At 73.4% G+C, this 13,407-nt stretch carries 11 protein-coding genes; 2 read left to right on the top strand and 9 right to left on the bottom strand.

The annotated features are described in order from the left end of the window. The first annotated feature begins 7 nt into the window (after positions 1-7). The gene (locus ET526_RS05725; protein ID WP_135466718.1) at positions 8-2,329 is read left to right on the top strand and encodes a xanthine dehydrogenase family protein molybdopterin-binding subunit; all 2,322 of its coding nucleotides are present in this window, start codon (positions 8-10) and stop codon (positions 2,327-2,329) included. Positions 2,330-2,345: 16 nt separating this feature from the next. On the opposite strand, the gene ET526_RS05720 is transcribed toward ET526_RS05725, so the two are convergent. The 8 genes from ET526_RS05720 to ET526_RS05685 all read right to left on the bottom strand — a co-directional run bounded on the left by ET526_RS05720 (position 2,346) and on the right by ET526_RS05685 (position 10,565). After that, on the bottom strand, positions 2,346-3,560 hold the full coding sequence (locus tag ET526_RS05720) for an OprO/OprP family phosphate-selective porin (protein ID WP_158295502.1): 1,215 nt from the start codon (positions 3,558-3,560) through the stop codon (positions 2,346-2,348). A gap of 72 nt (positions 3,561-3,632) precedes the next feature. Continuing rightward, positions 3,633-4,055 carry a PepSY domain-containing protein gene (locus ET526_RS05715; protein WP_158295501.1) on the bottom strand — a complete coding sequence of 141 codons (423 nt, stop codon included), beginning with the start codon at positions 4,053-4,055 and terminating at the stop codon, positions 3,633-3,635. 390 nt (positions 4,056-4,445) lie between these two features. Further along, complete coding sequence (locus ET526_RS05710; RefSeq protein WP_135466715.1) at positions 4,446-5,306, bottom strand: acyl-ACP desaturase; 861 nt, start codon at positions 5,304-5,306, stop codon at positions 4,446-4,448. A 267-nt stretch (positions 5,307-5,573) separates the two neighbouring features. Further along, the gene (gene atpC, locus ET526_RS05705; RefSeq protein ID WP_135466714.1) at positions 5,574-5,987 is read right to left on the bottom strand and encodes an ATP synthase F1 subunit epsilon; all 414 of its coding nucleotides are present in this window, start codon (positions 5,985-5,987) and stop codon (positions 5,574-5,576) included. 82 nt (positions 5,988-6,069) lie between these two features. After that, complete coding sequence (atpD, locus tag ET526_RS05700) at positions 6,070-7,500, bottom strand: F0F1 ATP synthase subunit beta (protein WP_135466713.1); 1,431 nt, start codon at positions 7,498-7,500, stop codon at positions 6,070-6,072. Positions 7,501-7,512: 12 nt separating this feature from the next. Continuing rightward, positions 7,513-8,400 carry a F0F1 ATP synthase subunit gamma gene (locus ET526_RS05695; RefSeq protein ID WP_135466712.1) on the bottom strand — a complete coding sequence of 296 codons (888 nt, stop codon included), beginning with the start codon at positions 8,398-8,400 and terminating at the stop codon, positions 7,513-7,515. A 25-nt stretch (positions 8,401-8,425) separates the two neighbouring features. Then, entirely contained in the window at positions 8,426-9,961 is a 1,536-nt protein-coding gene (gene atpA / locus ET526_RS05690; RefSeq protein ID WP_135466711.1) for a F0F1 ATP synthase subunit alpha, read from the bottom strand. Between the two features lies 1 nt (position 9,962). Beyond that, the gene (locus ET526_RS05685) at positions 9,963-10,565 is read right to left on the bottom strand and encodes a F0F1 ATP synthase subunit delta (RefSeq protein ID WP_240048273.1); all 603 of its coding nucleotides are present in this window, start codon (positions 10,563-10,565) and stop codon (positions 9,963-9,965) included. A 196-nt stretch (positions 10,566-10,761) separates the two neighbouring features. Here ET526_RS05685 and ET526_RS05680 point away from each other — a divergent pair, with 196 nt between their 5' ends. After that, positions 10,762-11,988, top strand: coding sequence for an MFS transporter (locus ET526_RS05680; protein WP_135466709.1), 1,227 nt, complete (start codon positions 10,762-10,764; stop codon positions 11,986-11,988). On the opposite strand, the gene ET526_RS05675 is transcribed toward ET526_RS05680, so the two are convergent. Beyond that, complete coding sequence (locus tag ET526_RS05675; RefSeq protein ID WP_158295500.1) at positions 11,961-13,370, bottom strand: alkaline phosphatase family protein; 1,410 nt, start codon at positions 13,368-13,370, stop codon at positions 11,961-11,963. The genes ET526_RS05680 and ET526_RS05675 overlap by 28 nt on opposite strands. Positions 13,371-13,407: the final 37 nt, after the last annotated feature.

Raw genomic sequence — 13,407 nt, 5'->3', positions numbered from 1 at the left:
GGGGCGGATGCCCGAAGGCTTCGTCGGCCGCGGCCTGCGCCGCGTGGAGGATGCGCGCTTCCTCACCGGTCGGGGGCGCTATGTCGCGGATCTCCAGGAGCCGGGACAGCTCCATGGCGTGGTGCTGCGCTCCCCACACGCCCATGCCCGCATCGCCGCGCTGGATGCCGAGGCGGCGCGCGCCATGCCGGGCGTGCGCGCGGTGCTGACCGGGGAGGATCTGGCGGCGGAGGGGCTTGGTCCCTTGCCCTGCCCCGCGACGGTGCAGACCGTTGGCGGCCCGCTCATCATCCCGCCGCGCCATGCCCTGGCGCGGGAGCGCGTGCGCCATGTGGGCGAGGGCGTCGCCTTCGTCGTCGCTGACAGCGCGGCGGCGGCGCGCGACGCGGCGGAGGCGATCCGCGTCGCCTACGAGCCTCTGCCCGCGGTGACCGAGGCGCCCGCGGCCCTCGTCCCCGGCGCGCCGCTGCTGTGGGAGGAGGCGCCGGGCAACCTCGCCTTCCGCTTCGAGAAGGGCGACCGCGCCGCCACCGAGGCGGCCTTCGCCGACGCCGCCCATGTGGTGGCGCTCGACCTCGTCAACCAGCGCGTCCACGCCGCGCCGATCGAGCCGCGCGCCGCCATCGCCCGCCACGATCCGGCGACGGGCGGCTTCGACCTGCTGCTCGCCGGCCAGTCCGTGCACAACATCCGCGACCAGCTCGCCGATGCCGTGTTCCGCCTGCCGCGCGAGCGCATCCGCGTGCACTGCCCCGATGTCGGCGGCGGCTTCGGTCTGAAGAACTTTCTCTTTCCCGAATACGTGATGCTGCTCTCCGCCGCGCGCCGCCTCGGCCGGCCGGTGAGGTGGGTGGCGGACCACACCGAGGAATTCCTCGCCGCCGTGCATGGGCGGGCGGTGCAGGGGCGCGGGCGGCTGGCGCTGGACGCGGAGGGGCGCTTCCTGGCGCTGCACGCGGAGATGATCGCCGACCTCGGCGCCTACTGCTCGCCGGCCGGGCCGGCCTGTCCGACCAACTCCTTCTCCACCGCCGTCGGCGGCCCCTACGCCATCCCGGCGATGCTGGTCGAGGTGCGCGGCGCCTTCACCAACACCGCGCCGGTGGACGCCTATCGCGGCGCCGGCAAGCCGGAGGCGAACTACCTGACCGAGCGGCTGGTGGAGGAGGCGGCGCGGCGCTGCGGCTTCGATCCGGTGGAGCTGCGCCGGCGCAACCTGGTGCGGCATTTCCCCTACCGCAGCGCCCTCGGCATGATGATGGATTGTGGGCGCTTCGCCGAGAACCTGGAGGAGGCGGCGCGCCTCGCCGACCGTCCCGGCTTCGCCGCCCGCCGCGCGGAGAGCGAGGCGCGCGGCCGGCGGCGCGGCCTCGGCCTCGCCTGCTTCCTGGAGACGGCGCGCGGCGCGCCGCAGGAATGGGGCGGGCTGCGCTTCGAGGCGGACGGCACCGTGTCCATCCTGCTCGGCACGCAGTCCAACGGCCAGGGGCACGAGACGAGCTTCGCCCAGGTCGCCGCGGACCGCCTCGGCCTGCCGGTGGAGCGGTTCCGGCTGGTGCAGGCCGACACCGCGGCGATTCCGCGCGGCGCCGGGCATGGCGGGGCGCGCTCGCTGCATCTCGGCGGCGGGGCGCTGGTGCTGGCGGCGGAGGCGCTGCTCGGCAAGGCGCGCGCCATCGCCGCGCATCTGCTGCAGGCGGCGCCCTCCGAGCTCGACTTCGCCGCCGGGCGCTTCACCGTGCGCGGCACCGAGCGCGGCGTGACGCTCGCCGCCGTCGCCGAGGCGGCGCGCGACCCCGCCAGCCTGCCCGAGGGCATGGCGCCGGGCCTCGCGGCCGAGGCGCTGAACCCGGAGGACCGTGTCACCTTCCCCGCCGGCTGCCATGTGGCGGAGGTGGAGGTGGACCCCGAGACGGGGGCCATCGCCCTGCTCCGCTACCAGGCGGTGGACGATTACGGGCGGCTGGTGAACCCGCTGCTCACCGCGGGGCAGGTGCAGGGCGGCGTCGCCCAGGGCATCGGCCAAGCGCTGATGGAGGCGGTGGCCTACGAGGCGGGCTCCGGCCAGCTCCTCAGCGCCTCCTTCATGGATTACTGCCTGCCACGGGCGGCGGACCTGCCGGCGCTGGAGATCGGCTTCGGGGAATGCCCCACCGCCTCCAACCCGCTCGGGGTGAAGGGCTGCGGCCAGGCCGGCGCCATCGCCGCGCCGCAGGCGGTGATGGCGGCGGTGCTGGACGCGCTGGCGCCGCTCGGCGTCACCGCGCTCGACATGCCGGCGACGCCGCTCCGGGTCTGGCAGGCGATCCGCACGGCACGGGACGGATAGGGGGAGCCACACTTCCTCAGAAGCGCCACTGCGCCCGCAGGGCGAGGGCCTGGAAGCTGCGATCGGTCCCGCCGCCGCGCACTTGGCCGTACTGGTACTGGGCGAGGAGGCGCAGGCTTTCCACCGGCCACCAGCCGAGGCCGGCGCTCCAGACCCGCTGGCGCCCGCCGCGGATGTCGCCATCGTTCAGGTCGAGCACGGAATAGCGCGCGCCGATCTCCACCGCTCCCCACCGCCCGGCGGCGGGGTCGAAGCCGCCGGACGGCTTCGGGGCGCCCCAGGCGCCGAGGGTGGGCTCCCATTCCCGCGGCTGGCCGATCAGGGCCCAGGCAGCCTGCGCGTACCAGCCGGAGAAGCGCAGCGTACCGCCGCCCGCGCGTTCCACCGCGATGCCATGCCATTCACCCTGTGCCCAGAGGCGGCCATGGGCCAGGCCGGCCTCCACGCCGCCGCTGCGCGCGGCGCCGGCGCGGATCGCCCCGGTGTCCAGGGGAGGGTCGGTGCGGTCGAGGGCCAGCTCGGGCGGTTCGGACAGCTCCACCGCCCTGCCCAGGCCCCCGCGCGGCGGCCGGAAGGACCAGGAGGCCGACAGGCCAAGGTGCAGGGCCGGCCCTTCCTCCCGCCTGACCGGCAGCCCGGCGAGGCGGGCGGTCGCGCCGCGCTGGGTGCTGTCCTCGCCCGGGCCGGTGCGTCCGCCGGTCAGCGCCGCAGCGGCCATCCACCTTTCCCCCTCGGCCCGGAGTTCCGCCGCGACCCGGCCGGAGCCGGCGGCGAGGGAGCTTGCCGCGCCGACGATGGCGGCGCGTTCCAGGAACAGCGTTTCCGCTGCGCGCTGAGAGCCTTCCAACGTCAGGCGGGGCCGGAACACGCCGACGGTGAGGGTGAAGGGATCGAGGCCGGAATAGGCGATGCTCGCCTCATGCAGGCGGGAACGGCTGCCCGGAGTGCCGCCGAAATCCCAGACGAGGATCAGGGTGAGGTCCTCCCGCCACTCCGCCTGCAGCCCCAGGCGCAGCCGGCGCGGATTGAGGCCCCCATCCGGGGCGTCGGACGGCGTCCTGCCGAAGACGCTGCCGGCATCGAGCTGCAGCAGCCCGGTGGGACGCAGCGTCAGCGTGTCGCCGAATAGGCGGAGCTGCGGCTTCCCCTCTTCCGCCCCCAGGGGGCGGGGTGGGAGCAGCAGCGCCCCGGCCACCAGCAACCCGACCGACCCACCCGCCCGAGATGCCACGACACCCCCTCCGCGCGGATGGGCGCTCCCAGGATCAGCGGAAGCGACCGGCCGCCGCCCGCCGACGATGCCTCAGTTGGCGGCCTGCTGCGTCACCGTGCCGGTGGAGGTGTCGACGCGCAGCCGCACCTCGCGGCCGTCCCGCTTCGCCTTGGCGGACACCGTGTCGCCGTCGCGCTCGACATCGCTGATGTCGGTGTAGCCCCGGGCGCGCAGCAGGCTGCGAACCTGGTCCTCATCCATCTGGGCGGCGCGTGCCGCCGGAGCCCCCGCCTGCCCCGCGCTTGGCGCCGGCTGGCCCTGCGGTGCCGGTCCGGTCTGGGCCATCACGCCGCCGGAGGCGCTGCCGGGCGCGGAGGGGTCCACCGCCTGCGCCATCACGCCGCCGGAGGCGCTGCCGGGCGCGGAGGGGTCCACCGCCTGGGCCGCCAACGGGGCGTGGAAGCCCAGCATCAGGAAGGAGACGGCCATTGCCGCCGGAACGAGCTTCTTCACGTCTTGCCTCCGCTGCGGCAGCGGCCGGTCGGCACGCGCGCCGCGTATCCGTTGCTCCGTCCCTAAGGACATTCCGCCCCGAGGGGCCACCTGCCGATGCAACGCCCCGCGTCGCGGAGAGGTTCACGAAAAATGGGAGGGGATGGCGCGAAGCCGCCCCGCGCTCCCGGCTGTTTCCCGCCCGCCGCCACCCGCTCTGGGCCCCGATCCGCGCAGGCGGGAGCACCGGAGCGGAGAACCGGCCGCTCAAAGGGCGGAGGCGTGATCCGTCACCGCGGATCACGCTGTGGGGCAGATGCCGTTCAGGCGGATCCGCCCGAACGGGTGAAGATGCCCGCACGTCGAAGGACGAGAAGCGTTCGTCGTGAGCCAGGGCGAACGGAAGACGCGCTAGGCCGCCTGCGGCAGCGGCGCGGCGCGGGGTGGCGCCGCGCCTTCGAGCATCCGGCGGAAGCGGCCGTGCCGCCAGCGCAGCAGCCGCCAGGCGCCACGCGCCGCGAGCGCGGAGAGCCTGCCGCGCGGCTCAAGCCCGATCGCCTTGAAGATCATGCCCATGCCGCGCTCGATGTGGTGGAAGCGGTAGAACGCCATGGCACGGGCCATGTAGGCGGCGGTGCAGCGGCGATGATCGTAGGGGGTGGCGGGATCCTCGTTGCCGCAGTGGAAGGCGAAGGCGAGCTCGTCATCCTCCGTCTCGCCGATCCGCCCCGCGGCGACGCGCAGGCGCTGCAGGAAGGAGAGGTTCTCCCGCGCCAGGTAGCGCTTCATGTGGTCGTAGAACAGCTTGAAGTGCCGGTACTCGTCCGCCGCGATCAGCCTGCAGATCTGCTTCAGCACCGGCTCCTGCGTCGCCTCGCCGAGGGCGGTGTAGTAGGAGGAGGTGCCGGTCTCCACCATGCAGCGGGCGATCAGCTCCCCCGTGCGGCTGCCGCGGACGGAGGCGTCGGCATTGATGTTGATCTTGAACCCGCTGCGGTAGCGCTCGAAGGCGGCGGCGTAGTCCCAGGACGGGTCGGCGAGCGTCGCCCAGCGCCCGAGCGCGTCGCCGTGCTGGATCTCCTCCACCGCCCAATTGTCCGCGGCCTGCCGGAAATCCGGATCGTCATGGAAGACGCGGTTGAGATAGAGGGCGTAATCGCCGCCGTTGCGCTCCACCATGGCCGCGGCCTTGACCAGCGGGATGATCTGCGGGTCCACGGCCGACGGGTCGAAGCGGTCCCAGGCCACCTGCTCGATACGCCAATGCTTCATGCATCCCCCACGCGCCCGGCTCGCGCGGCGGCCCGGATCGTGCCGGCCCGGACCGCAACGCCCAGGAGCCGCCCGCGCCCGCGGCGACGGCTCCGAATCCTTGCCTGCGGGACGGAGTCGCGCGCCCTGGCCGCTTCCGGCCATCCGCGATCCGCCCCGGGCCCATTTTCGTCGTGGAAATGCGCGTTTCAAGCAGTGCGCGCATGGCGGGAGGCGCGCGCCACCCGCGGATGCCGCGGCGCTGCCTTCCGGCTCCTGGCGCCGGGCTCAGGCCGCCTCGGCGGCGTCGCGCATGGCACGCATGGAGAGCACGCGGTTCATCGCCGCCTCGCGCTTCTCCGGCGGGTCCTCGGCGGTGATGGCGGCGTAGGCCTCCTCCGCCTCCCTCACCCGCCGCTCCGCCTCGGCGCGCGAGAGGCTGGCAAGGGGCGTCGCCTCGTCGGCGAGCACCGTGCAGCGCGTCTCCGTCACCTCGGCGAAGCCGCCGGCGACGAACAGGCGTTCGGTCTCCGCGCCGTTCTCGCGCACGCGGATGACGCCGCCCCGCAGCGCGACCATCATCGGCGCGTGGCCGGGCAGCACGCCCATCTCGCCATCCGCGGCGGGGATCACCGCCATCTCCACCTGGCGGGAGAGCAGCAGCCGCTCCGGGGAGACGAGTTCAAGCAGGAAGGTGGCCATCTAACGCTCCTTGCCTCGCCCGCGGCGGCAGGCACGGGCGCGAGGCCCGCGCCGGCCGCCGCAGCGGCGCCGGACGGCTGGATCAGGCGGCGGCCTTCAGGGACTCGCCCTTCTTCACCGCATCCTCGATGGTGCCGACCATGTAGAAGGCCGCTTCCGGCAGGTGGTCGTACTCGCCGGAGACGATGGCGGCGAAGGAGCGGATGGTGTCCTCGAGCCGCACGAACACGCCGGGCGAGCCGGTGAACACTTCCGCCACGTGGAAGGGCTGGGAGAGGAAGCGCTGGATCTTGCGCGCGCGCGCCACCACCAGCTTGTCCTCCTCCGACAGCTCGTCCATGCCAAGGATGGCGATGATGTCCTGCAGCGACTTGTAGGTCTGCAGGATGCGCTGCACCTCGCGCGCCACCCGGTAGTGCTCCTCGCCCACGATCCGCGGGTCGAGCGCGCGGGAGGTGGAGTCGAGCGGGTCCACGGCGGGGTAGATGCCGAGCTCGGCGATCTGCCGCGACAGCACGGTGGTGGCGTCGAGGTGCGCGAAGGAGGTGGCCGGCGCCGGGTCGGTCAGGTCGTCGGCCGGCACGTAGATCGCCTGCACCGAGGTGATCGAGCCCTTCTTGGTGGAGGTGATGCGCTCCTGCAGCGCGCCCATGTCGGTGGCGAGCGTCGGCTGGTAGCCCACCGCCGAGGGGATGCGGCCGAGCAGCGCCGACACCTCCGCGCCCGCCTGCGTGAAGCGGAAGATGTTGTCCACGAAGAACAGCACGTCCTGGCCCTGCTCGTCGCGGAAGTACTCGGCGAGCGTCAGGCCGGTGAGGCCGACGCGGGCGCGCGCGCCCGGCGGCTCGTTCATCTGCCCGTAGACCAGGGCCACCTTGGAGCCCTCGGTGGAGCCGTTCTCGCCGAGCTTGATGACGCCGGCGTCGATCATCTCGTGGTAGAGGTCGTTGCCCTCGCGCGTGCGCTCGCCGACGCCGGCGAAGACCGAGACGCCGCCATGCGCCTTGGCGATGTTGTTGATCAGCTCCTGGATCAGCACGGTCTTGCCGACGCCCGCGCCGCCGAACAGGCCGATCTTGCCGCCCTTGAGGTAGGGGGCGAGCAGGTCCACCACCTTGATGCCGGTGACCAGGATCTCGGCCGAGGTCGCCTGCTCCTCGAAGGGCGGGGCCTCGCGGTGGATGGTGTAGGTCTTCTCGCCCTTGACAGGGCCGCGCTCGTCGATCGGCTCGCCGATGACGTTGAGGATGCGCCCGAGCGTCGCCTCGCCCACCGGAACGGCGATGCCGGCACCGGTGTCCACCACCTCCTGGCCGCGCACCAGCCCGTCGGTCATGTCCATGGCGATGCAGCGCACGGTGCGCTCGCCGAGGTGCTGCGCCACCTCCAGCACCAGCGTCTGGTCGCCGTTCTTGGTATGCAGCGCGTTCAGGATGTTCGGCAGCTCCCCCGGGAACTGCACGTCCACGACCGCGCCGAGCACCTGGCTGATGCGTCCGACGTTGTTCTTCATCCTTCGTGCTCCTCAGACCGCCTCGGCCCCGGAGATGATCTCGATCAGCTCCTTGGTGATGTTGGCCTGGCGCGTGCGGTTGTAGTTGAGGGTCAGCTTGTTGATCATCTCGCCGGCGTTGCGCGTGGCGTTGTCCATCGCCGTCATCTGGCTGCCGTAGAAGCCCGCGTTGTTCTCGAGCAGGGCGCGATAGATCTGGATCGCCAGGTTGCGCGGCAGCAGGGTGGAGAGGATCTCCTCCTCGGCCGGCTCGTACTCGTAGAGGGCCTGCGGGCCAGCGGCGGCGGGCTGGCCGGCGGTTTCCGGGATCGGCGCCGGGATCAGCCGCTGCTCGGTCGGGATCTGGCTGATGACGCTGCGGAAGCGGTTGTAGATCAGCGTGCAGACGTCGAAGGCGCCGTCCTCGAGCAGCGCCACCACGCGCTGCGCGATCTCCTCCGCGTCGGCGAACTCGATCCGCTTCTTGCCCATGAAGGAGATCTCGCCGACGAAACGGCTGGCGAACTCCCGCCTCAGATAGGCCGCGCCCTTGCGCCCGACCGAGAGGATGCGGACGGTCTTGCCCTCGGATTCCAGGCGGCGGATCACCAGCCGGGCCATGCGGCTGACATTGGTGTTGAACGGTCCGGCGAGGCCGCGATCGGCCGTCACCACCACCAGCAGATGCGCGCGGTCCTCGCCGGTGCCGACCAGCATGCGCGGCGCGTCGGGAGAGGAGGCGACGGCCGCGCCCAGCGAAGCGAGCATGCGCTCCATCCGCTCGGCATAGGGCCGGGCGGCCTCGGCCTGGGCCTGGGCGCGGCGGAGCTTGGCCGCCGCGACCATCTTCATGGCCTGGGTGATCTTCCGCGTGGACTTCACGCTGTTGATGCGCCCACGCAGGTCCTTCAGGCTCGGCATCGCCCTCTGCCCCCGTGCCGCCCGCTCAGGCCGCGAAGGCCTTGGCGAAGCTGTCGAGGAAGGCGACCAGCTTGTCCTCGGTCTCCTTCTTGATCTCGCGGTCGGTGCGGATCGCCTCCAGGATCTCCGGCCTGGCCGCCTTCATCTCGGAAAGCATCCGGCGCTCGAACTCTCCGACCTGGTTCACCGCGATCCTGTCGAGGTAGCCGCGGGTGCCGGCGAAGATCACCACCACCTGCTCCTCGACCGGCATGGGCTTGAACTGCGGCTGCTTCAGGAGCTCGGTCAGACGGGCGCCGCGCGCGAGCAGCGCCTGGGTCGAGGCGTCGAGGTCGGAGGCGAACTGCGCGAAGGCGGCCATCTCGCGATACTGGGCGAGCTCGAGCTTGATGCGCCCCGCCACCTGCTTCATCGCCTTGATCTGCGCCGCGGAGCCGACGCGGGAGACCGAGATGCCCACGTTCACCGCCGGGCGGATGCCGCGGTAGAACAGCTCCGTCTCGAGGAAGATCTGGCCGTCGGTGATGGAGATGACGTTGGTCGGGATGTAGGCCGAGACGTCGCCCGCCTGCGTCTCGATCACCGGCAGGGCGGTCAGCGAGCCGGCGCCGAAATCGTCGTTCATCTTCGCCGCACGCTCGAGCAGGCGGGAGTGCAGGTAGAACACGTCGCCCGGATAGGCTTCGCGCCCCGGCGGACGGCGCAGCAGCAGCGACATCTGGCGGTAGGCGACGGCCTGCTTCGACAGGTCGTCGTAGAAGATCACCGCGTGCATGCCGTTGTCGCGGAAGAACTCGCCCATGGTGCAGCCGGTGTAGGGGGCGAGGAACTGCATCGGCGCCGGATCGGAGGCGGTGGCGGCGACGACGATGGAGTACTCCATCGCGCCGTTCTCCTCCAGCGTCTTGACGAGCTGCGCGACGGTGGAGCGCTTCTGCCCGACCGCGACGTAGATGCAGTAGAGCTTGCGCTTCTCGTCGCCGGAGGCGTTGACCTCCTTCTGGTTGATGATCGTGTCGATGATCACCGCGGTCTTGCCGGTCTGGCGGTCGCCGATGATCAGCTCGCGCTGGCCGCGCCCGATCGGGATCAGGGCGTCGATCGCCTTGATGCCCGTCTGCATCGGCTCGTGCACCGACTTGCGCGGGATGATGCCGGGCGCCTTCACCTCGACGCGGCGGCGGGTCTCGTACTGGATCGGTCCCTTGCCGTCGATCGGGTTGCCGAGGCCGTCCACCACGCGGCCGAGCAGCCCCTTGCCCACCGGCACGTCCACGATGGCGCCGGTGCGCTGCACCGTGTCGCCCTCGCGGATCGCCTTGTCGTCGCCGAAGATGACGACGCCGACATTGTCCACCTCGAGGTTCAGCGCCATGCCGCGCAGGCCGGCGCCGGGGAACTCCACCATCTCGCCGGCCATGACGTTCTGCAGGCCGTAGACGCGTGCGATCCCGTCGCCGACGGTCAGTACCGTGCCCACCTCGGCCACGTTCGCCTCGGTGTCGAAGCCGGCGATCTGCTGCTTCAGGATCTCCGAGATCTCGGCGGGACGGATGTCCATTTCAGGCGGCCCCCTTCATGGCGTACTGCAGGCGCTGCAGCTTGGACTTGATCGAATTGTCGTAGAGGCGCGAGCCGATCCTGACGATCAGCCCGCCCAGGATGGACGGGTCCACCTGCTCGACGAGCCGGACGTTGGAATGGCCCGCCTCGGTCAGGCGCGCGACGATCTGCGCGCGCTGCGTGTCGCTCAGCGGATGCGCAGTGATCACCGTCGCGGTCTGCTGGCCGCGGCGCTCCGCGAGCAGCGCGCCGAAGGCCTGCGCCACGCGCGGAAGCTGGGAGAGGCGGCGGTTGTTGATCAGCACCCCGACCAGGTTGCGCACCTCCGTGCCCACGCCGACCTTCTCGAGCACGGCGAAGGCGCCCTTGCGCTGCGCCGCCGCGTCGAGCCGCGGATCGGCGACGAAGGCGCGGAAATCGGCGTCGTCGCGCCAGAGCGCGAAGAGGCGGTCGAGATCGGCGGCGATGCGGTCCGTGGCGCCCGGATCGGCCTGCCGCTTCTCGTCGGCGAGGGCGAGCAGCGCCAGCGCGTAGCGCTCGGCGAGGCCGGTCGGGTTCGGCGGATGGGGCGAGGCAGAGGTGATGGTCTCGGCGGAGGCCACGGGCAGTCCCGGTCCTGTTCCTGGTGGCGCGATGAACGCAGGCACGGTCGGGGACGCGCGGGCGCCCCGCCGACGGCGCGCGGGCTCTAGCATAGGCATCCCGCCCCCGCAACCGAGCCACCTTTCGCCTCCGGACGGAGCGCGCCCCGCCGCGCCGCGCTAGGCTGCCGGACGCGACAGCCGGGAGCGAAGGGCGATGCGGCGCGATGGCATGTTCTTCGGCTGGCAGGTGGTCGCCGCCGCCTTCGTGCTGGCCGTCTTCGCCTGGGGCATCGGCTTCTACGGGCCCGGCATCTACCTGCACGCGCTGCATGCGCGCGAGGGATGGCCGGTCTCCCTCATCTCCGCCGCGATCACGCTGCACTTCCTGGCCAGCGCCCTGCTGGTCACCGCGCTGCCGGCGCTGCACCGGCGCTTCGGCCTCGTCGCGGTGACCCGGGGCGGCGCGCTGGCCTCGGCGGCGGGGGTGCTGGGCTGGGCCCTGGCCTCGCAGCCCTGGCACCTGGCGCCGGCGGCGCTGCTCACCGCCATCGGCTGGTCGGTGCATGGCGGCGCGGCGATCAATGCCATGGTCTCGCCCTGGTTCGACCGGCGCCGGCCGGCGGCGCTCTCCCTCGCCTACAACGGCGCGAGCGTCGGCGGCGTGCTGTTCGTCCCGCTCTGGGCGGCGCTGATCGCGGCCCTCGGCTTCGGCGGCGCCGGGGCGGTGGTGGCGGCGGCGGCGCTCCTGGCGCTGTGGCCGCTGGCCGGGATCTGGCTGCGGCCGACGCCGCAGGAGAAGGGCCTGTTTCCCGACGGGGCCGAGGGCCCGCCGCCGCCGCGCCCGGCCCCGCCGGCGGCGGGGCCGCTGTGGCGGCAGGGGCGGTTCCGCAGCCTTTCCCTCGCCTTCGCTATCGGGCTCACGGCGCAGATGGGGCTGCTGACGACGCTGTTCTCCATCCTGGCGCCGGCGCTCGGGACGCGGGGCGCCGGCTTCGCCCTCTCCCTCGCCACCGTCTGCGCCATCATCGGCCGCACCGCGACCGGGGCGCTGCTGCCGCCGGGCGCGGACCGGCGGGTGGCCGGCATGCTGAACTTCCTGCTGCAGGCGGCGGGCTCGGCCCTGCTGGCGCTGGCGGCGGGAGAGGGCGTGGCGCTGCTGCTGCTCGGCGCGGTGCTGTTCGGCCTCGGCATCGGCAACCTGCTGTCGCTGCCGCCGCTGATCGCGCAGAGCGAATGGCCGCCTGGAGAGGTCGCGCGCGTGGTGGCGATGGTCACGGCGGTGAACCAGGGCTTCTACGCCTTCGGACCGGCACTGTTCGGCGCGGCGCTCGATGCCTTCGGGCCGGCCGCACCGCCGGCGCTGGCGGGCCTCCTGCAGATCGCCGCCGCCGCGGTGCTGATGGGCGGGCGGCGTCAGCCCCGCCGCAGCCCGGTGGGGTAGAGCCGGCCTGCCTGCCGCGCGGCCTCCAGCACGAAGCCGCGGGGCAGGACGATCCTCTCCGCCTCGGGCGGGGCATCGGCCGCCGCCTCCCACCCCTCGCGCAGGACCCGTCCCCGCATCTCCCCTGCCGCCAGGCCGAGCAGGTGCAGCAGGGTCGGGGCGATGTCGGCGAGGTCGCAGGCGGCCCGCACGGTGGCGGCGGGGCGGAAGGGGCCGCCCTCGGCGACCAGCACCGTCGCCAGCTCCCGCCGGTGCAGGCCGCCATGCATCCCGCCGCCCTCGGGAACACTGGGGGCGTCGAAGGGCGCCCGCCCCGGCAGGCCCCAGGCGTCCGGCCCCTCCTCCCCGGCCAGCAGCAGGACCAGGTCCGGGCTGCGCGGATGCGCCGCCTCCAGCAGCGCGAGCGGCAGCGCCTCCGGCAGCAGCGCCGCGTCGCGCGCCAGCAGCGGGCCGGCCCAGGGCTGCGCCGCCAGGAAGGCGGCGAGGCGCGGCGCCAGCGCGGCGTCGCGCAGCCACAGGCCCGGCGCGGCGGCGGGCGCGACCACCACCTCCACCTCCCCCGCCATCCCCTGCCCGGCCGCGAAGCCGCCGCGCCGCAGCTCCGCCGCCACGTCCAGCCTGCGATGGCCGGTGACGTGACCGTGATCGGAAAGCGCCATCACGACGATCTCCGCCGCGTCCGGCTGCGCCTCCCGCCAGGCGAGCACACGGCCGAGCGCGGCATCGGCGGCGGCGAGCGCCGCCCGCGCCTCGGGCGCCAGCAATCCCCGGTAGTGGAAGCTGAGGTCGGGCTCCGAGCACCAGAGCAGGGTGATGTCGGGAGCGAGGCCGGGCAGCACCACCTCGGTGAGCGCCCGCGCCGCATGGGCGATGCGGGCGAGGTTGGGCACCGCGGCGGGCGGGGTGGGGCCGAGCCGCGCGGCGATCAGGCGCGCCGCCTCGGTCTCTGTGTCCTCGGCGTTCCACCGGAAGGCCCCGAGCGCCTCCGCCTGCGGATGGGCGAGCAGCGTCTGGCCGGGCGTGCCGGTGGAGACGACGGCCAGGCTCCGCCCGGCCGCGGCCAGCACCTCCCCGAGGCCGGGCCGCCGCAGCGGCGAGGGCGCGCCGCCGGCCAGCAGGCGGAGGTCGGCGGGGCGGTCGGTGCGGAGCAGCCGCTCCGGCGTCAGGGCGGCGTCGAACAGCGTGTTTGCGACGAGGCCATGGCCGTCCGGACGGCAGCCGGTGACCAGTGAGGCCGTGGCGACCCGCGTCTCGCTCGGGAAGACGCTGCGGGCCGCAGCGAAGCGCGTCCCCCGGCCGGCGAGGCGCGCCAGGTGCGGCATCAGCCGCGGGGTGACGAGGTCGGGCCGGAGCCCGTCCAGCACGACCAGGACGCAGCGCATGCCGCGCATCCTGGACGCGATGCGGGGCCCCTTCCAG

Source organism: Crenalkalicoccus roseus (assembly GCF_004761865.1).
In the GTDB taxonomy this organism is placed as follows: Bacteria; Pseudomonadota; Alphaproteobacteria; order Acetobacterales; family Acetobacteraceae; genus Crenalkalicoccus; species Crenalkalicoccus roseus.
Note: the sequence above shows the minus strand (reverse complement) of the source record. Positions and strands in the feature narration are given on the sequence as shown.

What these genes read in the sequence shown, in the direction of transcription:
- ET526_RS05695 (WP_135466712.1), bottom strand. Translation starts at nt 8,400, where the DNA reads ATGCCGAGCCTGAAGGACCTGCGTGGGCGCATCAACAGCGTGAAGTCC.
- ET526_RS05675 (WP_158295500.1), bottom strand. Translation starts at nt 13,370, where the DNA reads ATGCGCTGCGTCCTGGTCGTGCTGGACGGGCTCCGGCCCGACCTCGTC.
- atpA (WP_135466711.1), bottom strand. Translation starts at nt 9,961, where the DNA reads ATGGACATCCGTCCCGCCGAGATCTCGGAGATCCTGAAGCAGCAGATC.
- atpC (WP_135466714.1), bottom strand. Translation starts at nt 5,987, where the DNA reads ATGGCCACCTTCCTGCTTGAACTCGTCTCCCCGGAGCGGCTGCTGCTC.
- atpD (WP_135466713.1), bottom strand. Translation starts at nt 7,500, where the DNA reads ATGAAGAACAACGTCGGACGCATCAGCCAGGTGCTCGGCGCGGTCGTG.
- ET526_RS05725 (WP_135466718.1), top strand. Translation starts at nt 8, where the DNA reads ATGCCCGAAGGCTTCGTCGGCCGCGGCCTGCGCCGCGTGGAGGATGCG.
- ET526_RS05680 (WP_135466709.1), top strand. Translation starts at nt 10,762, where the DNA reads ATGCGGCGCGATGGCATGTTCTTCGGCTGGCAGGTGGTCGCCGCCGCC.
- ET526_RS05710 (WP_135466715.1), bottom strand. Translation starts at nt 5,306, where the DNA reads ATGAAGCATTGGCGTATCGAGCAGGTGGCCTGGGACCGCTTCGACCCG.